The sequence below is a fragment of the Gracilibacillus thailandensis genome (genome assembly GCF_010994055.1).
GTDB classification, from domain to species: domain Bacteria; phylum Bacillota; class Bacilli; order Bacillales; family Amphibacillaceae; genus Gracilibacillus; species Gracilibacillus lacisalsi.
On the sequence record NZ_WJID01000001.1, the window covers coordinates 196,676 to 220,985 of the forward strand.

The following is a 24,310-nucleotide window of genomic DNA, read 5'->3' on the forward strand; positions in this document are numbered from 1 at the left end:
GGAGCCTTTTCATGTCTTATGCTGATATATTAAAGAAGGAATGGAAAAATGAAAAAAGGTCATACATCATAGGCTTTGTGGGGGCTATTGTACTCTCGCTGTATTTCTTTATCTTAAGAACGGATTCGGTAATGGTATATTTTCTTTTATATCTTTATCCTATGTTATTATGTATACATCCCGTACGCTTACAAAAACCTTACGCACAGACTTTTTGGTCAAAATATGCAGACGCTTTTAATTTTTATAAAGCCAAGGTTACTCTACGATTTATTCAATTATTATTGCACATGCTTTTAGTGACCTTATTAAATCAAATTTACTTTCAATTCACTCATTCAAACTTTACATTTCATTTTTGGAATCATCAACCCTTTTTGATTTTCGTGATGCTTTATTTATATATGATAAACCTCGGTCTATCATTAAAAGAAACAGTTGTGTTGCAATCTAAAATTAAAAAAGTTTTTATTATAATATTCCAATTATTCGGCGTTATCTTTTTGGGAATATTTGCATCTTGGGTATTCGATTTTGTATACTACCTTATAAATTCTTCTTATATTGAAATAAAATTTATGAGGCCACTTATGTTCATTCTATTTTCAATCATGCAACATCATTCAAATAAAATGTGGATCCGTAACTTACCGAAGTCTTTCGATGATTGCTCCTCCAATGGAATAAGAAAAGACGCTGAGTAAATACCCAACGTCTCTTCCGATTCTTATTCAACAAAACTCTCCAACGCATCATCAATCATTTGACTGTTCGCAATCGGACCTGTGTACAACCAGCTGGAATCCTGACCAAATTCATAAATATTATCATTTTGGACAGCCGGAATGTTTTGCCAGATCGAATCTTCTAATGCACTTGATTCACCATCACTATTGACTAAGATGATATGATCTGCTTCTAACTCTGCTAGTTTCTCCATGGAGATTTCTGTCCAGTTTTGTGCTGATGTTTCTGAAATTTCCGATACAACACTTGGTGCTGTTAATCCTAACTCATTATATAATAAATCGCCACTCGACAAATTCTCACTTACAATATAAAAAGTATCGGCAAATAACCATAAAGCAGCAACCGATTCATCACCAATAGCTTCTTGAATTTGCTCTTTGGCATCCTCTGCTTTCGTATCATACTCTGCTAACACTTCATCTGCTTTCTCTTCCATACCAAAGACTTCAGCTATAATTTGAAATTTTTCTCGCCAGTCGTTGACCTCTTCTGTTCCAACAACAAAAGTTGGCGCTATTTTATTATATTGATCATATTTATTATCCTCCACCATTCCGGCAGAATCCATTAATAACAAGTCTGGTTCAAATGAAGTAACTGCTTCATATGGTAACTCACTTGGAATGGTAGGGATGCCGTCTAAATCATCCTGCAAATACTCTTGAATATCCTCACCATCGCGAACAGACCATTGTGCAACTGGCTCTATACCTAAAGCGACTAAATAATCTTCTAGATAAGATCCGATCACTCGTTCCGGATTTGCTGGAACCTCTACTTCATGCCCCATTGCATCTGTTACAGTTCTTGTATCTTCCTCAGCTGATTGCGTATCATCAGTATTTTGATTTTCTGTTGCTTCCCCTTCTTCTCCAGAAGGTTCTGTATTTTCACTATTACCACAAGCCGCTAACAGAAACAAAAATGCAGCAACTAGACATATGAACCAACTTTTTCTATATGCTTTCACTGACCATTTCCTCCTTATGCTATGTAACACGATTTATTCTTTTAAATGATAACAATTTTCATTTTCACTTACAAGTATTATTTTTTGGCAAATTAAAAATAACGATACTACCAATCTCTTGTTTTTTCCCTTATACTAGAATGATAATAGTTCTCAAGTTTATTAAGGAGCATCTTACGCATGTCTTTTTCAGGAAACAACAAACGAACTTCCCGACCACTAATGGCATTTTCCGTCATAATCGGTGGTTTTATTATACTACTACTCTCATTAGTACTTTCCATTATATATGGTGCGGCAGAAGTTGATCTACCAACAACTTGGAAAGCACTAACACAATTTGATCCAAATGAAACGGCGCATCAAATTATCCGTAATTTACGGCTCCCACGTGGATTAGCTGCTGCCCTAATTGGTGCAGCACTTGCAGTCTCAGGTGCGATTATGCAAGGAATGACTAGGAATGCCTTGGCATCCCCTTCTATTATGGGAGTTACCGCTGGTGCTAGTTTTATGATCGCTGTTGCCATGGCGATCACGCCACAAGTTACCTCTTTAGCTATGATGATCTGGGCATTCGCCGGTGCTGGATTAGGTGCTGGTATTGTCTTTGGTGTAGGTTCTATTTCGAAAAGTGGGCTTACCCCTGTAAAATTAGCATTGGCTGGGACCGCTGTGACATCGATGTTAAGTACACTTTCTTCAGGAATTGCAATTCATTTTAATATTGCGAAGGATATGAGCTTCTGGTATGCAGGTGGTGTGGCTAGTGTTCAATGGATTCATGTTAAATTACTGGCACCAATTGTTATTATCGGACTGATTATCGCTCTTCTACTAGCCAAATCGATTACTGTATTAAATTTAGGGGAAGATGTTGCGAAAGGGCTTGGACAACGAACGGCTATTCTAAAGATTACGGCAATGATGGTTGTGCTGTTATTAACAGGAGCCGCTGTTGCTGTCGCAGGAACGATTGGATTTATCGGCCTTGTCATTCCACACATTACCCGTTTTCTTGTCGGAGTGAATTATCGCTGGATTATTCCGGCAGCAGCTGTCTTAGGAGCTCTATTACTTGTCCTTGCTGACACTGCTTCACGCATGGTCAATCCTCCATTCGAAACACCAGTAGGAACAATGACTGCATTAGTAGGGGTTCCCTTCTTCCTCTATCTTGCTAGACGTGAAGGGAGAGGATTGTAATGGTATCACCAAAAAGAAAAACAGTATTATTAGTGAGCGGGCTTCTCCTTGCGATTATGGTAACCCTATTAATTTCACTTAACACCGGAACAATGACAATCGGCCCTTTAGATGTATGGAAAACATTAATAGGGCAAGGCAGTGACCAGAATGAACTTGTCTTATTTGATTTTCGTTTGCCACGAATGGTGATTGCACTTCTAATTGGGGCTGGCATGGCAATATCCGGAGCGATTTTACAAGGAGTAACCCATAATGAATTAGCCGATCCGGGTATTTTAGGTATTAATAGCGGGGCAGGTTTTGCTGTTGTATTATTTATCTATTTATCACAAGGAAGTACAACCTCCCAAGTATTTATACTTCCATTAGCTGCACTTGCAGGAGCGGTGCTAGCTGCGATATTAATTTATTTGATCTCCTGGAAAAATGGTGTCTCTCCAATTCGATTGATATTAGTTGGTATTGGTATTAATGCTGCTTTTTCGGCTTTAATTATTGTCTTTCAATTGAAAATGGACCCGAATAATTTTACGCAGGCACAGATTTGGCTATCGGGTAATATCGCAGGAACGGATTGGACGTATACTCTCGCCTTATTACCATGGATTCTAATTCTTCTGCCAATTACCTTTTATAAAGCAGGAACATTAGATACGTTACACCTTGGTGATGAAACCGCACAAGGTCTTGGAACACATGTGGAAAGAGAAAGGTTACTGTTACTTTTTATTGCTGTAGCGCTTGCCGGTGCCAGTGTTGCTGTTGGAGGAGCAATCGCATTTCTCGGTTTAGTTATTCCACATCTGGCACGAAAATTAGTCGGAGCACGACATAAACATATGTTGATTACTTCTGCATTATTAGGGGCACTGGTATTACTCGTAGCGGATACATTAGGTCGAAATATCCTTGCACCTTCTGAAATACCTGTTGGGTTAATCGTTTCCCTGATAGGTGGCAGTTATTTCGTCTACCTTTTAATGAAATCTTAATCGTTATTAAATGAAAAATGAGAGATAATTTGTTATTTTTAATGTAGTACGTACTATTAAACAGGAGTTGATGAACGGTGTATCGTAAAGTAGATGATTTTATTACTGATTGGAACAATGGGGCACAAGGTACTATCCAAGTACTCGAATCATTAACAGATGAGAAACTGGACCAAGCCATTGTAGAGGGACACAGTACACTTGGCTGGATAGGCTGGCATTTAGCAACAGCTCCTGCCTTTTTCGCGGGAATTGTCGGTTTAAACGTGAAAGCTTCCGGGAACCCAAGTGAAGTTCCAACAAAAGCTGAAACGATTGTCCAAGCATATAAGACAATAGTAGATGATGTACAAAAAGAAGCTGAACTTTTAACAGATGAGCAATTAGCCGAAGAAATCGAAAGCTTCGGCAATAAAACGACTCGTGGCGCTATGCTGCGTACGTTAATTGATCATCAAACACACCATCGCGGGCAAATGACGGTACTGCTTCGCCAAGCAGGATTAAAGGTGCCTGGTGTAATGGGGCCTACCAAAGAAGAAAGTAACTAGTAAAACAAGCACTTAAGACCTATCTTAAGTGCTTGTTTTATATTTATTCTGTATATTCTCTATGTGCTTCTGTTGTTAACTCAATTCCACCGCGCGCTGTCTGATAAACGGTAACTTTTACTGAGGCAGGTTCGATCGCCCACACTATATCATCCGCTATTTGAGCTGCTAATGATTCACAAAAAGCACCGTGATCACGGAAAGACCACAAATAAAATTTCATCGATTTTGACTCTATACACTTGTGACGTGGTGTATAGGAAATTTCCACCTTTCCGAAATCTGGCTGACCTGTCTTCGGACAAACCGCAGTAAATTCTAAGGCGCGAAACGTTATATTTTGTACATTTGGTGCATCAAATGCTTCTTGTTTTAAAACTTCTTTTCCTTCTTCGACGCTACTTGGTCTAGGCATTGGACCTGACCTTGGTAAGTAATAATTCTCTGACATTTAGATTCCTCCTAGTTTTGTTAAAGCAGGATGGTTGCGAACTGCTTAAATTAGTCTAAAGAAGCATTATAGCAGAACTTATGGGAATTGCCAATCTGACCATTCCCATCTAATTCTTGGAGGAATCTCTACTACGCTATAGCAATTTACTTTTACTGATGTTCTTTTTCAAATTTTTGCATAAAAGTAATCAAATCTTCTACACCTTGTACAGGCATCGCATTATAAATACTTGCACGCATACCACCTACAGAACGATGGCCTTTCAACGTTTCTAGCCCCTCAGCTTGTGCTGCTTTAATAAATGCAGCATCTAGGTCATGATCTGGAATGACAAAAGGAATGTTCATAAGTGAACGACTATCTTCTTTTACTGGTGAACGGTAAAAATCAGATTGGGCAATATAATCATAAAGTAATCCCGCTTTTTTTTCATTACGAGCTTGCATTTCTTTTAACCCACCTAGTTCTTTCAACCATTCGAAAACAAGCTTTGCTATATAAACGCCAAATGTAGGTGGTGTATTATAAAGTGAGCCACTCTCACTATGTGTCTGATAATCCAGCATGGTTGGACATTGTTCAGAAGCGTTGCCGATTAAATCATCACGAACGATCACGACAGTCAAACCAGCAGGACCGATATTTTTTTGTGCACCAGCATAGATTACGCCAAATTTAGAAACATCGATCTCTTCAGATAAAATATTAGAAGACATATCCGCAACTAATGGCACATTACCAGTATTAGGAATCTTGCGGAATGCTGTACCTTCAATCGTGTTATTGGTTGTAATATGCACATAATCCGCTTCTGGATCAATGGTGCTTGTACTAACTTCAGGAATATAAGTGAAGTTCTCGTCCTCAGAAGAGGCAATCTCTTTTACGTCAATGAATTTCTTCGCTTCTTTCATTGCTTTTTTAGACCAAGAACCAGTATTCACATAATCTGCCTTACCATTTTTCTTTAAATTCAATGGAACTGCAGCAAATTGCTGAGAAGCACCACCTTGGACAAACAGTACTTTGTAATTGTCAGGGATATTCATTAATTCACGCAAAAGCTTCTCTGCTTCGGTAATAATATCGGTAAAAAGACCTGATCGGTGACTTAATTCCATCACAGACATGCCAGAGTCTTGGTAATTTGGTAATTCCGCTTGTGCTTTTTCTAAAACTTCTAATGGTAACATGGAAGGCCCTGCTGAGAAATTGTGTACTCGTTTCATCTTTAACCACACTCCTAATTAAAATTAAATAGAAAGAGGTAAGGAATAATTCCTTACCTTTGCCCAGGCGAGCGGCTATCGATACTACGTGCTCCCTTGCGGTTGATCCGCACCCTCGCCAGTTACACGCAGCCTTTAACTTTGTGAAAATTATAACAATATTCACACAATTTTTCAATTAAATTTTTCGTAAATTTTCAAAATAATACTTAGCTAAATTCTCTAACAAAAAATAAGTAAGAAAATCGTAACAGTTTCCGTTTGAAAAGTGTGATAAAATGGCTAAAGGAGAAAAAACGCTAGGAATGATAACATGCAGACAATTATCTTTGATGTCGATGACACATTATACGACCAGTTACAATCTTTTCGTAATGCTGTTTATCAACAATTAAGCACATCTTTCACTGAGTCCGAAATCGGACCTTTATATAAAGCCAGTAGAAAGTATAGTGATGAGGTCTTCGAACCATATATGAACGGCGAAATCACTGTACTTGAATTACAAACCTATCGCATTACGAAAGCCTGTGAAGATTTTGGAATAAAGCTTAGTTATGAGCAAGCGATTCGGTTTCAAGAGGTTTATTTGGCGGAACAGAGAAACATACAATTATTGGAGCCCATGAGACAACTGTTAGACCAATTGTGCGAGCAAGATAAACAGTTAGCAGTTTTAACCAATGGTGAGCTTAATCACCAGATGATGAAAGTCAAGCAACTGCAACTCACCAACTGGATTCCTGCTGAACATATTTTTGTCTCAGGAGATATCGGGCACTCGAAACCGAGTATTGAAGTCTTTGAACATATTGAAAGAAAACTACATTTAAATAAACAAAAAACACTGTATATAGGCGATTCATTTGAAAATGACATCTATGGCGCAAAACGAGCAGGTTGGAAAACCGTTTGGATGAACCATCGAAAACGAAAAGTACCACAACAGGATATAAAGCCTGATTATATCGTGGAAAGGCCAGATGACATTTTAACAATTGCCAGTCAGTGGCAAAATTAAAAGCGTGTAAAATATCGTGAAACATCATGATTGGTGGCTTTCATTTTTGGAGTGAGATTGTTGAATTCAAAAAAAGTATTAGGTATATTGTTTGCCGTCATGTTCTTTGTGATGGTTGGATTTGGGATTATTATTCCTGTCTTGCCTTTCTATGCAGAGGAACTTGGCGCATCACCATTTGAGTTAGGTTTATTAATGGCAACTTATTCTGTCATGCAATTTTTGTTTGCCCCGATGTGGGGGAGAATTTCTGATAGAATTGGACGCAAGCCGGTATTAATGATTGGAATCGCCGGTTTAGCCTTATCCTTTTTCTTACTTGCTTTAGCAACTCAATTATGGATGTTATTTGCTGCCCGTATTATCGGTGGCTTATTATCCGCTGCCAACATGCCGACTGTAACAGCATATGTGGCAGATATAACGAGTGAAGAAGATCGTGGAAAAGGAATGGGAATTATCGGTGCAGCTGTAGGGCTTGGTTTCATCTTCGGACCTGCAATCGGAGGAGTCTTTTCTTCTGGCAATTTAGCTATTCCGTTTTATTTATCCGGGATATCTTCCTTAATCACCTTTTTACTAGTTGCAGTTGTGTTAAAAGAATCCTTAACGGAAAAAGGCGCTTCTCAGGAGAAAAAGCGTCCATCCTTACTGGAAGCATTCAAATCACCAAATGCGAATCTTTTTATTTTGCAGTGGTTTGTATCCATATCGCTAGCAGGGCTTGAAGCGACATTTGCCTACTTCGCATATGACCGCGCCGGTCTTGGCACTGTAGAACTTGGCTATATCTTTATGATTATGGGGTTGGCAGGCGCAATTGTTCAGGGCGGTTTAGTTGGTCAAATGACGAAAAGATTAGGCGAAGGAAAGGTTATTCAAATCGGTATCATAGGCTCTGCTGTCGGTTTCACCCTTATTTTATTTGTACAGGATTTCCTTACCGCAGCAATATTTCTAACAGTTTTCGGTTTAGGAAATGGATTGATTCGCCCAAGTGTATCTTCCTTATTAACAAAAAAAGCAACATCTGGCTATGGACAAGTTACTGGTCTGTTATCGTCCTTCGATTCTTTAGGTCGAATTATTGGACCACCACTTGGCGGAATGTTGTACGGCATTGCAATTTTTATGCCATACGTATCTGGAATCATTTTATCCGTTCTTGCTTTAGGCATTTATTATCTTTATATGAATCGTACAAATGCTCTAGAAGGACACGCATAATACGGAAAGCATGTTATCTGAAAGGATTACATGCTTTTTTTGTATTCAACTTGAGTCCAATTAAATGTATAATAAGAGTTATAGTAAGGAGGGATTCAAATGTCTATCCCAAAACCACTTGTCCAAATGAATCAAGCATTTATACTGATCACGGCTTTGTTAGGATTGTTCGTTCACCCAGTCATTCTCATACTGCCCTTTATCACCGGTGTACTTACATTAATAACGAAAAACAATCCAATAATATAGGAAAAAACTTTTTAAAGAAGCCAGCCAGTTCTTATCCACCTGAAGATAAAGCACAACAACTTTTCAATCAGTGGATTGCTACAATTTGTATCGGCTTATCGTTATTATTCTTCATCCTGCAGATCAACTGGCTAGCTTACACCTTCAGCATAATGGTTGCTATAGCATCTGGGCTCGCCCTTGCTGGATACTGCATTGGGTGTACGGTCCGTTACCGGTACATGATGTGGAAACATAGAAGCAGGTCAGAGAGACAAGGTTAGCTGTCTGTTTTTCATCCAAGCATGCTTGCAATATAAGATGGCATGCTTATTTCTCATTGCCTGTTGTACAAAGATATTTCTTCTACCTGAAGCAACGAAGAGAATATCCTCATAAAGACCTCATAACGATCTTCTTCATCATAGAGTTGTTCCTGGTAATGTCTTAAATGTTGGGCAACATCTTCTCTAGCACTCATATCAAATTGATAAAACAATCCAATCGGGAAATATAAAGAATCACAAAAGGGTAGTAACGTACTAACTGCGATGGAACCTGGCTTTGGAGCAGGAAATGTGGGTAGTGGAAGGAAAATTTCTAATGTTTTCTCTGTCTCAATATCGACTGCAACAAAGGCATTTGCACCAAATTGATTACCGATAAAGTAATATTTTGGCATTACCGTTCGCCACTCCTGAAACCATGATCTTAAAATGGGCCATTTTTGAAAGTATCGCTTATTTTCATTGACAAAGTCTTGGAAACAATTAAAGGAAGGATTTAACTTTACTTCATAGGCGAGGCGCCACCAAAATAAATTTTCTATAATAGGATCTTGTTTATGGAAGGGGACATGATAATCATTAGCAAATTCTTCGAAAGCTGGGATAAGGTCTGGCAAATATTTTTCATACGCGTATTTCACAAACTTCAGATAAACATTCGTTAGTAATTCTCCCCGAAGTTCTTCTGACATTCCTTTGTTATGCCGGAACTTAACAGTCCTTGCTCGCGATTGTGAAAACTGGATGCCATCTTTTTCATTTTTATCAGGCATTTCATCAATCCTCTCTTTTAATATTTTTATGCACACATATATTATTCGAGGTAATCTTGCAAATTCCTGCAAAAAATATAAAAAGGTAGAGTTGATTATATCTCCTCTACCCCATTTCCATCCAACACTCTCAGCCGATAACTATTTTTAGCGGTTTGCCCGAGTTGATCGAGAAGATTATAATTGGCGTAAGCTCCAACGATTGCTCCTAAACCTGGTACCATTTGCAGCAATTTAACGAGGTCGATGTAGTCTCGGTATTCCTGCTGAAAGACACGCCAATCCATATCTGCCAAGCGGTCTTTCTCTTCCTCCCAATGCTTAATCAAATGATATACCTCTCTCCTTTTATCATCATTGGAAAAAGCTAGTTGAAATACATGTAAGATAAACAGCCTTTCCTCATAATTCGATGTATCAAAGCCATAAATTGTTGCTACTTCAAATAAAAATTTCATCTTAATGGATAGTAATAGTGGAAAATCCGCCAAACCTAAAAAGATACCACCTGCTCCAGTTCCGGCACCTTCAATCATAGCGGTCTTGCGGTAGTTCTCTAGTTTCTGTTGCATTAATTTTTCCTTATCCTCTAACAAAATCCCAGAATCCTGGCTCTTTCTTGTGGTAAAATCTGAACCAACCAATGTTGTTTGAACCATATGCTTAATCGCTTCTGTCATGATTTGATGTGCTTTCTCCGGTATATAACTGTTGATTTTATTTTGGGCTTTTTTCGATAATTGTTGAAAGGTACTTTTTTTCTTTAAAATTTTTAATTCCCAATCAAGCATTTCTTGGTATGCTTGTTGTTCATATTGATTCATGTCGCATCTCTCCATTTTTATTCTTAGTCATTCATACGCACAGATGCTCAAAAAGTTTCAAAAACCTCTTGACCCTCCCGTTACGTTATAGCTTAAGCTTTACTTGAAAGGGTGATCAGTATGCAAGTGAAAGAAGTCGCTGCATTAACTGGTGTAAGTGTGCGCACCTTACATCATTATGATGAAATCGGACTATTATCGCCAACTAAATCCGCGGAAAATGGCTATCGGATCTATTCCGATGAAGATCTGGCAACCCTTCAACAAATTTTATTTTTTCGAGCATTAGATTTTCCTTTAAAGAAAATCAAAGAGATCATGTCTAGTTCACATTATAACCGATTAGAAGCACTAGAGATGCAACGAAATATGTTATTGGATAAACAAAAAAATATTACAACTATGCTCGAAACCATTGAAAAAACGATTGAGAATGAGAAAGGAGTTTACCACATGAGTCAAGAGGAAAAGTTTCAAGGCTTTGATTTCAGCCACAATCCCTATGAAGAAGAGGCAAGAAAACGCTGGGGAGATAAAAAAGTAGATGAAGCAAATCAACAAGTAAAAAGTATGACGAAGGAACTGCAAGATGAAATGAATCAGATCTACAAAGACTTAGCGGATATCCGCCATTTAGATCCCACTTCAAAAGAAGCACAGCAAACTATTAAGAAGTGGTATGATTTCTTAAATAACCATTTCACTACCTATACACCTGAAGCTTTTGAAGGATTGGGCCAGATGTATGTTCAAGATCAACGTTTCACCAAAAATATCGATCAATTTGGTGAAGGTCTAGCTCAATTTATGAGCAAAGCTATGACCGAATTCGCAGACAAGCAAAAATAAGCTAAACATCCAATCCATTCTGATCTAACAGAGTAAACACTTATTTGGTGTTTACTCTGTTTTTGCATTCTACAACATGTATTTATTGATAAAGCATGGAAAAGATAACCTTAAATCTTACTTATTTGAGGTGTTTGTATATGTCTGATCTTCTGATTATCGTTGGCAGAGTGCTTACCATACTCCCTTTACTACTCATCGTCACTCTCTTCATGGGAAAAAGGGCAATTGGAGAGCTTCCTGTATTTGATTTCCTAGTAATCATTACATTAGCCTCTGTTGTCGGAGCAGACATTGCCGATCCAAACATTGATCATTTCCCTACTATCATCGCTGTGATTTTGATTGGCCTTTTACAAAAAATCGTATCCTATGTCAAACTTGCGAACAGACAGGTTGGCAGATTAATAACATTTGAACCAACCATCGTGGTATATGAGGGTACATTTCTTCAACGAAATCTAAAGGATACCGGCTTTTCCATCGATAACATATTACAAATGCTAAGAGATAAAGGTGTTTTTGATGTCAATGAGGTTGAAATTGCGATTATCGAGGCAAATGGTTCATTAAGTGTGTTAAAAAAACCAGAGAAAAATCCTGTAACTGCTGAAGATTTACAAATTAACCAACCACCCTCTAAAATTTCCTATCCAGTTATAGTGGAGGGAGTCATTCATAGTAAAGTGTTAGAAGCAAGAAATCTTAATGAAGAGTGGCTGCAAGCAGAACTCCGAAACAAAGGTATAACAAATCCAAAAGATGTGTTTTTTGCCTCCATAAACCTCTTAAATGAAATTGAAATTTCGACTTATGAAGATCAGTTTAACGAGATACCTCCCATTCAACATTAAAAGCCCACATCACCTAGTGGGCTTTTGTTGATGTTTCACATAGACATCTTTTAATTCTTTTGTACAACTAACTGCTGTTCCTCTTGTTCATACATGACTTGATTTTTGCCATTTCGTTTTGCTTTGTACAGTAATTCATCTGCTTGTTGAAAGAAGAGCTCTTTTGAAATATCTGCTGTTAAATTTTTCAACCCGATACTTACAGTAATATTTTCGTCTAATTCTTCATGGTATTGATTAGCTATGTACAAGCGAAGACTTTCAACCATTTCATATGCTTGTTCTAAGCTTTTATTTGTAAGAAGAATGGCAAACTCCTCCCCACCATAACGTGCCACAATATCATCTTCCGTCACCTGTTCTGATATTGCATCTGCCACTCGTTTCAACACTAAATCGCCATTACTATGACCATAAAAATCATTAATCATTTTGAAATTATCAATATCAAGTAAAGCTAGTTGTAGTGGCATTCCTTGGGAAACACTTTGTTCATACAAAAAATCTAAATATTCATGGAATGTCTTATGATTATAAAGACCTGTTAACGCATCAACCTTTGATAATCGCTCCATCATAGCACTTTTTACAATTAATTCTTTTTCTTTTTCTGCTGCCCGCTGTAGGAATTGGAACACTTCATTTCCTCTTTCAATAATGATGAGATAGGTCATGTAGCCAGCCAATAGTACGAAATGATAGGAGAAATACTCATAGAAAGTAATTGCTTCTCTTATGGATGGTATTGCAATTAGAGAGGTTAAAGCGACTAAATTAACCATTAAACTAAAGCGAAGTTTCTTTTTGTCAAAGTAAATTAAAACAACTGCCATCGATAATAAAAAAAGAATTTGTAATCCATTCACTTCAGGATGGCTAACAATGGTTACGAGTGCCACAACTGTTCCGGAAATCGTTAATAGTTTTGAACTGTATATTTGTTTATGATTCATTAAATAATGCATAGTCCATAAAATCCCAACTTGAATAGAGGAAGGGATGATCATTCTATGTATAATAAAATAACTGATATAATCAGGGTGATAATAAATGGTTACACATAAGCCCATTATTTGGCCTAAAAATGCCATTATCACCATTAACCAATAGATATAAAGGATTTTCTTTGTCCACAGCTTATTATTTAAGCGTGTCGGTCTAGTGCCTACCATTCTTTACCCACCTTTGTCATACCCCAGTTAATTCTATTATACACAGATTATTAGGACTATTCACCCATTATTTTCAAATAGTTAAGATTTTTTGGAAGACTGCCTAACAATACCTACAAACTTTCCAGCAAAACACCCCTCTGACTCAAGACCTAATTAAAACACATCTTTTTCCATTGATCAATATAGACATTACAATCAGTTTTCAAATTCACCATTTATGTTTAGTTAAGTTTTCTAAAGGTTATCGTCAAATAGAGGCAACTAAACTTTAAAGGAGGTTATATTCCATGAATGTAATGAGAGCAAAAGAAATTAAAGATGATCCGGTTATGAAAGATGTCGTCTATAATGGTAAATATGTTTATATTGAGGATGTCAATGATGAAACGCAAAAGGCTCTAGTGAGATATACCAAACATGAAGAAGGACATTTTGAAGTAGATGTTACCAATTTAGTCGAGAAATAAATGGAGGTAGATTATGTTACCAAGTAATATGCAAAAAGAAGGCACACCGAGGCAAAAACAAACAAAGCAGCCGGGTTTGGAATATTTAATGGAGCCATTACCACATCAGCCATTAAATTATACCGGATCTGGTAAATTATCTGGTAAATCAGCATTGATTACTGGTGGTGATAGCGGCATTGGCAGAGCAGTTTCAATCACCTATGCAAAAGAAGGCGCTAATGTGGCTATTTCCTATTTAGATGAACATGAAGATGCTCAAGAAACAAAGAAACTAGTAGAAAAAGAAGGCGTTCAATGTATCCTACTACCTGGTGATATAAAAGAACCAGAGCATTGCGAAACGTTAGTAAAAGAAACGGTTGAAGCCTTTGGTCAACTCAATATTCTAATAAACAATGCTGCAATACAATATGTAAGTGAAAACGTGGAAGATATCTCGAATGAACAATTGGAAGAAGTATTTAAAACAAACTTCTTTTCACAATTTTATTTAACAAAAGCAGCGGTTCGTCATATGAACACTGGAGATTGTATTATAAACACTTCCTCTATTAATGCTTATAAAGGAAATGGCATATTAATGGACTACTCAGCTACAAAAGGAGCCATTACTGCTTTTACAAGAAGTATTGCCCAAAGCCTTGCCAAGAAAGGTATAAGAGCTAACTCAGTAGCGCCAGGACCGGTTTGGACACCGCTAATTCCTTCTTCTTTTGATGAGGAGCAGGTTGAAAACTTCGGGCAGGACGGGTTAATGGGACGACCAGGTCAACCGTCAGAACATGCTTGGCCATATGTCATGCTTGCTTCAGACGATAACTCTTATATGACAGGACAAGCCATTCATATCAATGGTGGTTCATGGACATCCTCTTAACAGAGAAAGCTGAAACACTTCATTAAGGTGTTTCAGCTTTCTAAATTTACTTGTATTACAATTTCATTACAATAGTTTAAATTTCTCTTATTCAAGATTAAAACTTTAATTTAGTGGTATTTGATAGTTAACATATTCATATAGATGAATTTGTAAGATAACTATCGGAGGAATCCTCAAAATCTTACACAGGTATTATTGGATATGTTATTATTTAAACGAGTGGAGCTTAATAAAAAGCATCTCACAACCAGTATCAACTACCCTAAATAGTTATTGCTCCAAAAAAATTAAGGAGGAATTCTGTATGAGGTGTAAAAGTTGTAATGGTGAAGGGCTAATTCGTTGTCCGGAATGTTCAGGTGAAGGAATTGATTATGGTATTCACAAATGCGAAACTTGTGCTGGTGAAGGAGAAATGGCTTGCTCAACATGTCAAGGAAGTGGAAAAATAGGCTTATTTGAAAGACTAAAATCAAAAGTATAGACATAAAAAACAAAGCCCAAGGTAAATTGAATGCTACCTTGGGCTTTCACTTTATAATTTCAAACCACGTCTCTGTTCCAATGTCTGTGTGCTGCTATAGCATTGATCAAATCCTTGGAAAAGTCAGATGAATGCTTACTTAGAACAACTCCTGGACTATCTTTCATATCATCGACACCTAAAAGATTCTCTCCGATTTTAATAGCACCAATCGGTTTGAAATGAGAGTAAGCTTCATGTACAAATAAAGTTGCTTTCTTATAAAAATCTTTCTTTTCTTTGTTACCTCCAGCGATTAAAACAGCATCAAATAATACTGAATCTGCTGTTAAAAAAGTATGATGAACTTCAATTGTTTCACCATTTTTACCTTTTATGGATCCTAACTGATTACTAATAAATTCTATTTTAATCTTCTGTTTTTTCAGTTTACCAAGTATTTCCTTTAATTCTGTTTCATCAAATCCTTCACCAATAATCACAGCTACTTTTCTTGTTGCCACTGATTTTACAGTGTTTTCTTGGCTAAGAGCTGGTGAAGATTTCTTCAGATTAGTCTCTTTCAGCTCAGGAAGTTTAACACCTATTGCTTTTGCAACATTCTGTGATAGTTCTGTACTTACATTGGAAAACATCTCGACAACCTGCTTCTGAACAGATTTACTTTCTACTTTCCCTAATTCAAAACTAAACGCATCAATCATATGTTGTTTTTCAGCGTCACTCATACTATTCCAAAATAAAGTTGCTTGTGAAAAATGATCCTTAAAGCTCTTGCTTCGGGCGCGTATTTTATATCCATCTACTTTTTCTTCGTAATGCTTATAGCCACCTTCTAGCTCTGTTGATGTTTCTGGTGTATTCCGAGCCAATGAGTTGTTGTGGTAGCTGACTGATCCCTGGTTAATTGTTTGTCTACCATATCCATCGCGTTGGTTATTATGAAACGGACATACCGGACGGTTAATTGGTATTTCGTGGAAATTAGGGCCACCTAAACGAATCAATTGTGTATCTGTATAAGAAAACAAACGCCCTTGTAACAATGGATCATTGGTAAAATCAATTCCCGGAACAACATGACCAGGATGAAATGCGACTTGTTCCGTTTCAGCAAATACATTATCAACATTTCGATTCAATGTCATTTTCCCGATAATCTTTACGGGCACGTCTTCTTCCGGCCACAACTTGGTTGGATCTAATATATCATAGTCAAAATTAAACTCATCTTCTTCCGGTATCATTTGAACCCCTAACTCATATTCAGGGTAGTCTCCATTTTCAATGGATTCCCATAGATCACGTCGATGAAAGTCTGGATCTTTACCGTTTATTTTTTGCGCTTCATCCCAGACTACAGAATGCGTACCTAATACTGGTTTCCAGTGAAATTTAACAAAATGGGATCTTCCCTCTTCATTGACAAAGCGGAATGTATGCACACCAAAACCCTCCATCATTCGGAAGCTTCTTGGAATCGCACGGTCTGACATTGTCCACATTACCATATGAGCTGATTCTTGGTTATTAGCCACAAAATCCCAGAATGTATCGTGAGCAGAAGCTGCTTGTGGCATTTCATTATGTGGTTCAGGCTTTACGGCATGTATTAAATCTGGAAACTTCATCGCATCTTGAATGAAAAAAACAGGTATGTTGTTTCCGACCAAATCATAGTTTCCCTCTTCTGTATAAAATTTAGTCGCAAATCCTCGTGCATCACGCGCTAATTCTCCCGATCCTTTACTACCTGCTACAGTTGAAAACCTTACAAATACAGGAGTTTTTTTGGAAGGATCCTGTAAAAAATCAGCTTTTGTAAATTCTTTCATAGAGTCATACACCTGGAATTCCCCATGAGCAGCAAATCCTCTTGCATGTACGATTCTTTCGGGAATTCGTTCATGGTCAAAGTGTGTCATTTTCTCCCTGAAATGAAAATCCTCCATTAAGGTTGGACCACGTTCACCAGCCTTAATGGAGAATTCATCGTCATGAACTTTTACACCTTGATTTGTTGTCATCTTTTTGCCACGGTCATCTCTTGTGAATTGTTCTAACTGTTCCTGCTTATTGTTATCACTCTTCACTCTAAATCCTCCTTGTGGAATTGATGAGAACTCTTTACAGAAAACCTCTTCCCCTGATAATAAAAGCTAAAAAATTCAAGATACATAAGGTCTTTGTCTTATATGGCATCACCAGCCACACCACTTCAAAATTTATTGATTAGTTAATAATTCACCGGATTATTTTAGATATTTAGCTCATCAAGTTGTTCGAGAAATCCTCAAAAAAATGGACTAAAGCACTTTTGCTCTAGTCTTCTCTAACTTCCTCTATATACTTGATAACCCCATGGGGAAATAAGTAATGGTATATGATAGTGGGATTCTAGATTTTGTACTCCGAATCGTACAGGGACAAATTCGAGAAAATAGGGCTCTTGTTGTTCTATGCCTTGAACACGAAAATACTCTCCAATATGAAACAGGAATTCGTATTCTCCTGTTGTTACTTCTTCTCTCGTAAGCAATGCCCCATCAACTCTACCATCCCGGTTGGTCACCACTGTTTTCAAGTACTTCTTTCCATTTTTAGTTATCTGATACAAATCAATTTTTATATGACTTCCCGGTTTTCCATAGGTTAAATCTAAAACATGAGTAGTTATCGCCATCTTTTTTATAACTCCTTTACATTATAATTTGTTCCTCTAAGCGGAACCGGGCAATTTGATATATCTCTTTTAACGCCTGTTCAAATTCAATGGCTGGATCTTTTAAGATTCGCTCACACATATAATTAAAAATTTCTTCCTTTGTCCTCCCTTTTACAGCTATGATAAAGGGAAACTCAAACTTCGTACTATATTGGTAATTAAGTGTTTGGAATTTTTTGTATTCTAGCTCATCTAAACTTTGCAGACCTGCTCCTTGCTGCTCTTTTACAGAATCATCACTCATTTTTAAACGTTCTCCTAAATTAGGGTGTGATCGAATCAACTCCAGCTTTTCTTCTCTCGTCGAGTCACGTACGATTTCGACCATTCGTTGATGTAAATCCTCTACCGAATCATATGGTCTGTCTTCTACTGCTTTGATAGCTATCCAAGGGGATTGTTCAAAAACTGAACCTAAGGTTTCTACAAACTCTTCCTTACTCATGGCATTCAAATCTTCTATTCTCATCACGACGCCACCTCATTACAGTAATTACTTTTATTGTAAAGTGAAAGACTGAACATGTCATGATGCAAGATATACAAAAAGTTCCTATCTAATTAGCATTTTCGATAATTCTGAGCAAGATTATTAATCACGGTATACGGTTAAAGATCTAACACCTTCTTAATTCTGAGTGCAAGTCTAATTTGAATCGTTACGTCTGGATCACTCAGGCTTCGACCAAGAATCTCCTCACATTTTTCTAATCGATAAACTACTGTATTTCTGTGTACGAATAGACGTTTAGCTGTTTCTGAGATCTGGCTATGTGTTTCTAGATACACAAATACTGTTTGAAGCAATGTATCATCATCTTCTTCCATTCGGACTAATGGATGTAATATATTTTGATAGAACTCCAGTAAATCCTCCTCCGGAATAATTCGAAGCAACTCTATAACATCTTTTGTCTTATAACTCTGAATAAATCCAACTTTCCCTGCCATACGTCCAGTCTCTAAGGCATCCATTGCTTCTTTAAAACTATTTTTTACGTTCAGAAAATTTCTAGCAAGATTTCCTACACCAAATGAAATGGTACAAGCAAATTTAGATTGCACCTTTTCTTGAATCAGTTCTAAAGATGAAATAATATAGTTATGGACTTCCTCATCATAATGAGCCTTCTCAAATAAAAAAATACATTTATCACCTCTCGTAAATAAATGAGTAGATAATGAAAAACTGATCAGTTCATCCTCAATATATTCATACATTTCATCAATTTCTCGCTGACTTTGTGTATAACTGCCAATCATTCTGTTCCTTTGTTCCAATTTACCTGTGGCACAGATATAATTAGTATTATTTTCGATCGAAAACTCTTTTGCTCGGTTGATGACTTCTTCATCTGAAGTAAACATTCCTTCCGTAAAATTATAAAAGAACTCATTCTTTACCCGTCTAGAATACTGTGTTAACGCATTCTCTTTAACCAATTCGAAGGAAATAACATTAGTTGCCTGTTCTATTGTTAATGTTGTCGCATGATCACTTGGTATTATTTCTCCAAGTATTACAAGATAACCAGCCTTCCGATTATGAGTATATACTGCAAAGACAGAATACGATTGTTGATCGTGAATAGTCGAGAAACTAAAAAATTTGATATCTGGAAAATATGACACAATATCTTTAACATAGAGTTTTTCTACAATATTGGCTGCTTGCCTGTTATAAATGGAAGAAGCAATCGGCTTTAAGTATGGATCTAATAGAATAACAGGATATTGAACCATTTTCGATAAATTTTTCAATAGACTTTCAATTCCTTTCCCACTCATCATGTGGTTGGAAAATTGTCGGTGAATATCAATAGCGGATATCAATTCGTTAGTTCGTTTATCCAATATTTTGCTTAATGTTTGGTTGACAATATCACCAAGAGAACTTTGAACGGGAATTTCGATAATCGGAAATGAAAAAGCTTTTGCTAATTGAAGTACTTGTTGAGGAATTTCTGATAAGAACCTTTTTGTTTTGATGCCTAATGCTGCACATCCCTGTTCGTGCATTTGCTTCACTAATTTCCCTAATAATTCTGGATGATCTTTCATGTGATAAGCCGTAGTTACTAGCAATTCATTCGGTTTCAAGAATTTTGCAATATCCGGTGCATCCATCATGTTGACATATTGCACTTCGCGATCCAATCCTTCATCTCCAGCAATTATTTTACATCCTTCTAAGGACGGTACATTAATTAACTCAGACACTCTCATGTAAAACTCTTCCCTTCTTTTTTATTTTAGATGTTTGAAATAATTATGACACGACCTTTAGTGGATTTGCACAACAACTGTTAATAAATATGACAATATTGCTAATGAACACTTGGAATGCAATTGGTAAACTTAGGTATAACTTAAACGGATAACGCAAAGTAGGATTGAGGTGCATGGATTTGATAACAGAAAAAAAAACTGATCTATTTCAAATAAGAGATGTGGAAACATTAGTAAACTGGTTAGCTTCATTCGGTCAATCCGATACTGGTGGTGCCAATCGTTTACTTTACTCAGAAGCCTGGCTTGAAGCTCAACTGGCATTAAAGAATATGATAAAGGCTAATGGCTTTACTGCATACTTTGACAGTGTTGGTAATCTATTTGGAAGATTAGAAGGAACAAAGCAAAAAGATAAGACGATACTAACTGGTTCTCATATTGATACAGTAATAGACGGTGGAAAATATGACGGTGTTTTTGGAATTATCGCTAGTTTTTTAGCTACCAAAATATTGTATCAAAAATATGGTCGCCCACATAAAACTATTGAAATTGTTTCCTTATGCGAAGAAGAAGGTAGCCGATTTCCACTTACATTTTGGGGGTCAGGAAATATAACAGGAAAGTATACCTTGAAGGATGCATTAAGTATAAAAGATACGGAGGGGATTTCCTTAGCGACAGCCATGAAAAAAGCAGGTTTTGACCCCGCTAAATACCGCTCACCTCAAAGAAAGGATATTGATGCATTTATTGAAATGCATGTAGAACAAGGGTTGGTATTAGATTACAGTAACACATCGATAGGGGCTGTCGACTACATTGTTGGTCAAAGAAGGTTTACCATTTGTATCAAAGGTGAAAGCAATCATGCAGGAACAACCCCTATGCCATACCGGAAAGATGCTATAAGTCTAGCATCTCAATATATTTATTATCTGACAGAGAAAGCGAAACGTCTAGATAAAGACCTTGTCGTTACAGTTGGAAAAATAAATGCGAAACCAAATGTACCAAATGTCATTGCTGGTGAAGTTGAATTTTCACTCGATGTTCGTCATTATAACGATCCGTTGTTAGATCAATATTGTGACGATCTAATTCAATACTTTACGTCCATTTCTGAAGAACTTGATATGCCCATTGACATCCATCCTTGGATGAAAGTAAAACCAGTAGCGATGGATCCAAAGCTGACCCTGTTATCCAAGAAAGTTGCAATCCAACATAATATTTCTGTTCGTTCTCTTGTGAGTGGTGCGGGACACGATGCGCAAGTGTTTGGAGAATTTTGTCCAACTGCTTTACTTTTTGTACCAAGTCAAAAAGGAATCAGCCATTCACCTATGGAATTTACCAAAAAAGAAGACTTAGAGAATGGTGTCCATGTATTAATCAATTACTTATATGAATTAGCCTACACCTAAGGGAGGGTTGCAATATGAAGTATACGGACTTAAATACACCAATGCGAACGATTATGACTCCAGGACCTGTCGAAGTTGATCCTAGAGTATTACGTTCCATGAGTACTCCTATTGTCGGTCAATTTGACCCAGCCTTTACGAATATCATGAATGAAGTAATGGAAATGCTGCGCGAAGTTTTCCAAACAAACAACAAATGGGCCTTTCCAGTTGATGGAACCTCAAGATCAGGGATTGAAGCATTATTATGCAGTATCATTGAGAAAGGTGATAAGGTTTTGATCCCGATTTTCGGCAGGTTCGGGTACTTGCTGACAGAAATCTGCGAACGATATGGGGCTGATGTTCACACAATTGAATGTGCATGGGGAGAAGTATTTGATCAACAGGACATTATTGATGAGATAGATAAAGTGGAACCGAAAATTCTAGCACTTGTACATGGCGAGACCTCAACAGGTTGTATGCAACCTCTTGATAAAATTGGTCCAGCTTGCCGAAAAGCGGGTACGCTTATGATTGTAGACGCGGTCGCATCAATTGGTGGGGTCAACATCAAGGTAGATGAATGGATGATCGATGCAGTCATTGGTGGTACTCAGAAATGTTTATCAGTACCTGCTGGAATGGCTCCAATTACGTATAATGATCGAGTGGAAGACATTGTTCAGCAACGAAAAAAAGTAGAGTTAGGGATTTCAACCAACGAAGATAAACAACGAGAACTTAATAGAAGTCTGTCTTTTATACAAAGTAATTATCTAGATATTAGTATGTTACAGGATTACTGGAGCCCACGCAGGTTAAATCATCATACCGAAGCAACCTCGATGTTATATGCCCTCCGTGAAGGTTTGCGTATTATCCTTGAAGAAGGATTGGAACAACGATTTAATAGACATCTATTTCATGAGCAAGCATTAATTACTGGCATTGAAGCTATGGGATTGGAATTATTCGGAGATCGATCAGCGAAACTGCCTACTGTTACATGTATTAAGGTTCCAACTGGGATAGATTCTGAATTGGTTCGCTCCATGCTTTTGCAGCAATTCGGTATCGAAATCGCCAAATCTTTTGGACCGTTAGAAGGTAAAATATGGCGGATTGGTACGATGGGCTATAGTTGTCGTAAAGAAAATGTTTTATTTGTTCTCGGTGCATTGGAAGCTACTCTATTATATCATCATGCAGATATCAAGCCGGGCAAAGCAACAACAGCTGCATTAGATTTTTACACACAAAATATCCAACCGTCTGTATCAGTTGTCTAATTCTTTCGAAAAGTGAGGAGTTTCTATGAGCAATCAATTAGATTTAGTGATCAAAAATGGAAAAGTTGTCTTCCCTGATGGTGTAAAAACGAAAGATATAGGAGTAAAAGCTGGAAAAATTATTGCGATTGATGATCAAATCAATCTACCAGCTACACAAGTGGATGATGCCCAAGGTCTGTATATATTTCCCGGAGCAATCGATGTTCATGTACATTTCAATGAGCCCGGACGTGAGGATTGGGAAGGATTCACAACTGGCTCTTATATGTTAGCTGCTGGTGGCTATACTTCCTATTTCGATATGCCGTTAAACGGAATACCATCAACGACTAACCTTCGTGCCTTTCAAGAAAAAAATGAGCTAGCCAAAAAGAAATCAGTTATAGATCACTACCTATGGGGAGGTCTTGTTCCCGGTAACATAGAAGATTTATCCAACCTTGCCTCAGCAGGCGTAGTAGGGTTTAAAGCTTTTATTTCTGATTCTGGAAACGAAGAATTTTCAGCTGTAGATGATGATACGCTTATTCAAGGCATGAAAGAAATAGCCCGCTTAGATAAAATACTGGCACTTCACGCCGAAAGTAGAACGATCACAAATTTCCTGACTGCTGAAAAAATCGCTCAACAAAAGTTATCCGCAGATGACTATTTAGCAGCAAGACCAATAGTTGCAGAAGTAGAAGCTGTACATAAAGCTCTTACTTATGCAGAAGTAACAGGCTGTCCTTTACATTTTGTTCATATCAGTAGTCCACAGGCTGTCGAAAAGATTCGTGAAGCAAAACGAAAAGGGATCGATGTAACCGTTGAGACCTGTCCTCATTATTTATTATATTCCCATTTGGCCTTACAAACAAAAGGTGCTGTTGCTAAATGTTCACCACCGTTACGCTTGGAAAAAGAACGAAAACAGCTAATCCAACTGTTGTGTGACAACGAATTTGACATCATTGCTTCTGATCATTCCCCAGCCCCTTTTGCGCTGAAGGATCCTGTCACTCACAATATTTTTAGTGCTTGGGGAGGAATTAGCGGTGGCCAATTCACCTTACTTTCCATGTTGGAACTTGTCAAAAAACACAATATTCCCTTGGAAATAATCGCGGATTGGACCGCTTTAAATCCAACAAAAAGATTCTCATTAGATGGAAAAGGGAAAATTGACATTGGTTATGACGCTGATTTTGCGATTATTTCTTTAGATAAAGAGACAATCGTCTCACCATATAATTATTATGCGAAACATAAACACAGCTTATATGAGGATCATTGTTTTCCTTGTAGTGTGTTGAGGACATACAATCGTGGTAATGTTGTTTTTGATGAGTCGAAAGTTAGAACAACTTCTTGCTAAAGAGATCCCCACCTACTTGGTAACGGGTTCGGTTTTGGAGTACAAAATTACAAATAACAGTCTAT

Annotated in this window: 24 protein-coding genes, 1 pseudogene and 1 riboswitch; of the genes and pseudogenes, 15 read left to right on the forward strand and 10 right to left on the reverse strand. The window is 37.3% G+C overall.

The annotated features are described in order from the left end of the window. Positions 1 to 11 precede the first annotated feature (11 nt). Positions 12 to 704, forward strand: coding sequence for a hypothetical protein (locus tag GH715_RS00850; RefSeq protein WP_153833724.1), 693 nt, complete (start codon positions 12 to 14; stop codon positions 702 to 704). Positions 705 to 727: 23 nt separating this feature from the next. Here the strand turns inward: GH715_RS00850 and GH715_RS00855 are convergent, their stop codons facing one another. Further along, a complete protein-coding gene (locus tag GH715_RS00855; protein WP_163578372.1) occupies positions 728 to 1,720 on the reverse strand; it encodes an ABC transporter substrate-binding protein in 993 nt (330 codons plus the stop codon). A 180-nt stretch (positions 1,721 to 1,900) separates the two neighbouring features. Between GH715_RS00855 and GH715_RS00860 the strand changes: the two genes are divergently transcribed. The 3 genes from GH715_RS00860 to GH715_RS00870 all read left to right on the forward strand — a co-directional run bounded on the left by GH715_RS00860 (position 1,901) and on the right by GH715_RS00870 (position 4,472). Further along, complete coding sequence (locus tag GH715_RS00860) at positions 1,901 to 2,926, forward strand: FecCD family ABC transporter permease (protein ID WP_153833723.1); 1,026 nt, start codon at positions 1,901 to 1,903, stop codon at positions 2,924 to 2,926. Further along, the gene (locus tag GH715_RS00865) at positions 2,926 to 3,921 is read left to right on the forward strand and encodes a FecCD family ABC transporter permease (protein ID WP_153833722.1); all 996 of its coding nucleotides are present in this window, start codon (positions 2,926 to 2,928) and stop codon (positions 3,919 to 3,921) included. Before GH715_RS00860 ends, GH715_RS00865 begins: the two co-directional genes overlap by 1 nt. Positions 3,922 to 3,998: 77 nt before the next feature. Then, positions 3,999 to 4,472, forward strand: coding sequence for a DinB family protein (locus GH715_RS00870; protein WP_163578373.1), 474 nt, complete (start codon positions 3,999 to 4,001; stop codon positions 4,470 to 4,472). Positions 4,473 to 4,515: 43 nt separating this feature from the next. Here the strand turns inward: GH715_RS00870 and queF are convergent, their stop codons facing one another. Together queF and serC are read right to left on the reverse strand one after the other, a co-directional pair. Further along, entirely contained in the window at positions 4,516 to 4,923 is a 408-nt protein-coding gene (gene queF / locus GH715_RS00875) for a preQ(1) synthase (RefSeq protein WP_153833721.1), read from the reverse strand. A 152-nt stretch (positions 4,924 to 5,075) separates the two neighbouring features. After that, complete coding sequence (serC, locus tag GH715_RS00880) at positions 5,076 to 6,155, reverse strand: 3-phosphoserine/phosphohydroxythreonine transaminase (protein WP_153833720.1); 1,080 nt, start codon at positions 6,153 to 6,155, stop codon at positions 5,076 to 5,078. Positions 6,156 to 6,209: 54 nt separating this feature from the next. Then, a riboswitch (ZMP/ZTP riboswitch) is annotated at positions 6,210 to 6,291 on the reverse strand. Positions 6,292 to 6,468: 177 nt separating this feature from the next. On the opposite strand from serC, the gene GH715_RS00885 reads away from it, so the two are divergent. From GH715_RS00885 to GH715_RS00895, 3 genes and pseudogenes are all read left to right on the forward strand, one after another. Continuing rightward, positions 6,469 to 7,176, forward strand: coding sequence for an HAD family hydrolase (locus GH715_RS00885; RefSeq protein WP_153833719.1), 708 nt, complete (start codon positions 6,469 to 6,471; stop codon positions 7,174 to 7,176). A 60-nt stretch (positions 7,177 to 7,236) separates the two neighbouring features. Further along, positions 7,237 to 8,403: an MFS transporter gene (locus GH715_RS00890; RefSeq protein ID WP_153833718.1), complete on the forward strand. Its 1,167-nt coding sequence runs from the start codon at positions 7,237 to 7,239 to the stop codon at positions 8,401 to 8,403. A gap of 99 nt (positions 8,404 to 8,502) precedes the next feature. Next, a pseudogene (locus GH715_RS00895) lies at positions 8,503 to 8,915 on the forward strand (DUF4395 domain-containing protein). Positions 8,916 to 8,968: 53 nt separating this feature from the next. Here the strand turns inward: GH715_RS00895 and GH715_RS00900 are convergent. Both GH715_RS00900 and GH715_RS00905 read right to left on the reverse strand, forming a co-directional pair. Beyond that, positions 8,969 to 9,691 carry a hypothetical protein gene (locus tag GH715_RS00900; RefSeq protein ID WP_153833717.1) on the reverse strand — a complete coding sequence of 241 codons (723 nt, stop codon included), beginning with the start codon at positions 9,689 to 9,691 and terminating at the stop codon, positions 8,969 to 8,971. Positions 9,692 to 9,786: 95 nt separating this feature from the next. Then, positions 9,787 to 10,515 carry an EcsC family protein gene (locus GH715_RS00905; protein ID WP_153833716.1) on the reverse strand — a complete coding sequence of 243 codons (729 nt, stop codon included), beginning with the start codon at positions 10,513 to 10,515 and terminating at the stop codon, positions 9,787 to 9,789. Positions 10,516 to 10,635: 120 nt separating this feature from the next. Here GH715_RS00905 and GH715_RS00910 point away from each other — a divergent pair, with 120 nt between their 5' ends. Continuing rightward, positions 10,636 to 11,364 carry a MerR family transcriptional regulator gene (locus tag GH715_RS00910; protein WP_153833715.1) on the forward strand — a complete coding sequence of 243 codons (729 nt, stop codon included), beginning with the start codon at positions 10,636 to 10,638 and terminating at the stop codon, positions 11,362 to 11,364. Between the two features lie 140 nt (positions 11,365 to 11,504). Next, entirely contained in the window at positions 11,505 to 12,218 is a 714-nt protein-coding gene (locus tag GH715_RS00915) for a DUF421 domain-containing protein (RefSeq protein WP_153833714.1), read from the forward strand. A gap of 50 nt (positions 12,219 to 12,268) precedes the next feature. Here GH715_RS00915 and GH715_RS00920 read toward each other — a convergent pair whose 3' ends face one another. Continuing rightward, positions 12,269 to 13,390: a GGDEF domain-containing protein gene (locus GH715_RS00920; RefSeq protein ID WP_153833713.1), complete on the reverse strand. Its 1,122-nt coding sequence runs from the start codon at positions 13,388 to 13,390 to the stop codon at positions 12,269 to 12,271. Positions 13,391 to 13,680: 290 nt separating this feature from the next. On the opposite strand from GH715_RS00920, the gene GH715_RS00925 reads away from it, so the two are divergent. The 3 genes from GH715_RS00925 to GH715_RS00935 all read left to right on the forward strand — a co-directional run bounded on the left by GH715_RS00925 (position 13,681) and on the right by GH715_RS00935 (position 15,227). Further along, positions 13,681 to 13,860, forward strand: coding sequence for an H-type small acid-soluble spore protein (locus GH715_RS00925; protein ID WP_153833712.1), 180 nt, complete (start codon positions 13,681 to 13,683; stop codon positions 13,858 to 13,860). A 13-nt stretch (positions 13,861 to 13,873) separates the two neighbouring features. Further along, on the forward strand, positions 13,874 to 14,740 hold the full coding sequence (locus tag GH715_RS00930; RefSeq protein WP_153833711.1) for an SDR family oxidoreductase: 867 nt from the start codon (positions 13,874 to 13,876) through the stop codon (positions 14,738 to 14,740). 307 nt (positions 14,741 to 15,047) lie between these two features. Further along, on the forward strand, positions 15,048 to 15,227 hold the full coding sequence (locus GH715_RS00935; RefSeq protein WP_018931864.1) for a hypothetical protein: 180 nt from the start codon (positions 15,048 to 15,050) through the stop codon (positions 15,225 to 15,227). A gap of 59 nt (positions 15,228 to 15,286) precedes the next feature. Here GH715_RS00935 and GH715_RS00940 read toward each other — a convergent pair whose 3' ends face one another. The 4 genes from GH715_RS00940 to GH715_RS00955 form a co-directional block, all read right to left on the reverse strand. Continuing rightward, entirely contained in the window at positions 15,287 to 17,320 is a 2,034-nt protein-coding gene (locus GH715_RS00940; RefSeq protein WP_163578374.1) for a catalase, read from the reverse strand. A gap of 239 nt (positions 17,321 to 17,559) precedes the next feature. Then, the gene (gene uraH, locus GH715_RS00945) at positions 17,560 to 17,910 is read right to left on the reverse strand and encodes a hydroxyisourate hydrolase (RefSeq protein ID WP_153833710.1); all 351 of its coding nucleotides are present in this window, start codon (positions 17,908 to 17,910) and stop codon (positions 17,560 to 17,562) included. A gap of 16 nt (positions 17,911 to 17,926) precedes the next feature. After that, positions 17,927 to 18,421: a 2-oxo-4-hydroxy-4-carboxy-5-ureidoimidazoline decarboxylase gene (uraD, locus tag GH715_RS00950; RefSeq protein WP_153833709.1), complete on the reverse strand. Its 495-nt coding sequence runs from the start codon at positions 18,419 to 18,421 to the stop codon at positions 17,927 to 17,929. A 140-nt stretch (positions 18,422 to 18,561) separates the two neighbouring features. Continuing rightward, positions 18,562 to 20,178: a PucR family transcriptional regulator gene (locus GH715_RS00955; RefSeq protein ID WP_153833708.1), complete on the reverse strand. Its 1,617-nt coding sequence runs from the start codon at positions 20,176 to 20,178 to the stop codon at positions 18,562 to 18,564. A 176-nt stretch (positions 20,179 to 20,354) separates the two neighbouring features. Here GH715_RS00955 and allC point away from each other — a divergent pair, with 176 nt between their 5' ends. The 3 genes from allC to allB are packed head-to-tail and all read left to right on the forward strand — an operon-like array spanning position 20,355 to position 24,245. Then, positions 20,355 to 21,611: an allantoate deiminase gene (allC, locus tag GH715_RS00960; protein WP_153833707.1), complete on the forward strand. Its 1,257-nt coding sequence runs from the start codon at positions 20,355 to 20,357 to the stop codon at positions 21,609 to 21,611. Positions 21,612 to 21,625: 14 nt separating this feature from the next. After that, positions 21,626 to 22,885, forward strand: coding sequence for a pyridoxal-phosphate-dependent aminotransferase family protein (locus GH715_RS00965; RefSeq protein ID WP_153833706.1), 1,260 nt, complete (start codon positions 21,626 to 21,628; stop codon positions 22,883 to 22,885). A gap of 25 nt (positions 22,886 to 22,910) precedes the next feature. After that, positions 22,911 to 24,245 carry an allantoinase AllB gene (allB, locus tag GH715_RS00970; RefSeq protein WP_153833705.1) on the forward strand — a complete coding sequence of 445 codons (1,335 nt, stop codon included), beginning with the start codon at positions 22,911 to 22,913 and terminating at the stop codon, positions 24,243 to 24,245. Positions 24,246 to 24,310: the final 65 nt, after the last annotated feature.

What these genes read in the sequence shown, in the direction of transcription:
- GH715_RS00850 (WP_153833724.1), top strand. Translation starts at nt 12, where the DNA reads ATGTCTTATGCTGATATATTAAAGAAGGAATGGAAAAATGAAAAAAGG.
- GH715_RS00860 (WP_153833723.1), top strand. Translation starts at nt 1,901, where the DNA reads ATGTCTTTTTCAGGAAACAACAAACGAACTTCCCGACCACTAATGGCA.
- GH715_RS00865 (WP_153833722.1), top strand. Translation starts at nt 2,926, where the DNA reads ATGGTATCACCAAAAAGAAAAACAGTATTATTAGTGAGCGGGCTTCTC.
- queF (WP_153833721.1), bottom strand. Translation starts at nt 4,923, where the DNA reads ATGTCAGAGAATTATTACTTACCAAGGTCAGGTCCAATGCCTAGACCA.
- serC (WP_153833720.1), bottom strand. Translation starts at nt 6,155, where the DNA reads ATGAAACGAGTACACAATTTCTCAGCAGGGCCTTCCATGTTACCATTA.
- GH715_RS00885 (WP_153833719.1), top strand. Translation starts at nt 6,469, where the DNA reads ATGCAGACAATTATCTTTGATGTCGATGACACATTATACGACCAGTTA.
- GH715_RS00900 (WP_153833717.1), bottom strand. Translation starts at nt 9,691, where the DNA reads ATGCCTGATAAAAATGAAAAAGATGGCATCCAGTTTTCACAATCGCGA.
- GH715_RS00905 (WP_153833716.1), bottom strand. Translation starts at nt 10,515, where the DNA reads ATGAATCAATATGAACAACAAGCATACCAAGAAATGCTTGATTGGGAA.
- GH715_RS00910 (WP_153833715.1), top strand. Translation starts at nt 10,636, where the DNA reads ATGCAAGTGAAAGAAGTCGCTGCATTAACTGGTGTAAGTGTGCGCACC.
- GH715_RS00915 (WP_153833714.1), top strand. Translation starts at nt 11,505, where the DNA reads ATGTCTGATCTTCTGATTATCGTTGGCAGAGTGCTTACCATACTCCCT.
- GH715_RS00920 (WP_153833713.1), bottom strand. Translation starts at nt 13,390, where the DNA reads ATGGTAGGCACTAGACCGACACGCTTAAATAATAAGCTGTGGACAAAG.
- GH715_RS00925 (WP_153833712.1), top strand. Translation starts at nt 13,681, where the DNA reads ATGAATGTAATGAGAGCAAAAGAAATTAAAGATGATCCGGTTATGAAA.
- GH715_RS00930 (WP_153833711.1), top strand. Translation starts at nt 13,874, where the DNA reads ATGTTACCAAGTAATATGCAAAAAGAAGGCACACCGAGGCAAAAACAA.
- GH715_RS00935 (WP_018931864.1), top strand. Translation starts at nt 15,048, where the DNA reads ATGAGGTGTAAAAGTTGTAATGGTGAAGGGCTAATTCGTTGTCCGGAA.
- uraH (WP_153833710.1), bottom strand. Translation starts at nt 17,910, where the DNA reads ATGGCGATAACTACTCATGTTTTAGATTTAACCTATGGAAAACCGGGA.
- uraD (WP_153833709.1), bottom strand. Translation starts at nt 18,421, where the DNA reads ATGAGAATAGAAGATTTGAATGCCATGAGTAAGGAAGAGTTTGTAGAA.
- GH715_RS00955 (WP_153833708.1), bottom strand. Translation starts at nt 20,178, where the DNA reads ATGAGAGTGTCTGAGTTAATTAATGTACCGTCCTTAGAAGGATGTAAA.
- allC (WP_153833707.1), top strand. Translation starts at nt 20,355, where the DNA reads ATGGATTTGATAACAGAAAAAAAAACTGATCTATTTCAAATAAGAGAT.
- GH715_RS00965 (WP_153833706.1), top strand. Translation starts at nt 21,626, where the DNA reads ATGAAGTATACGGACTTAAATACACCAATGCGAACGATTATGACTCCA.
- allB (WP_153833705.1), top strand. Translation starts at nt 22,911, where the DNA reads ATGAGCAATCAATTAGATTTAGTGATCAAAAATGGAAAAGTTGTCTTC.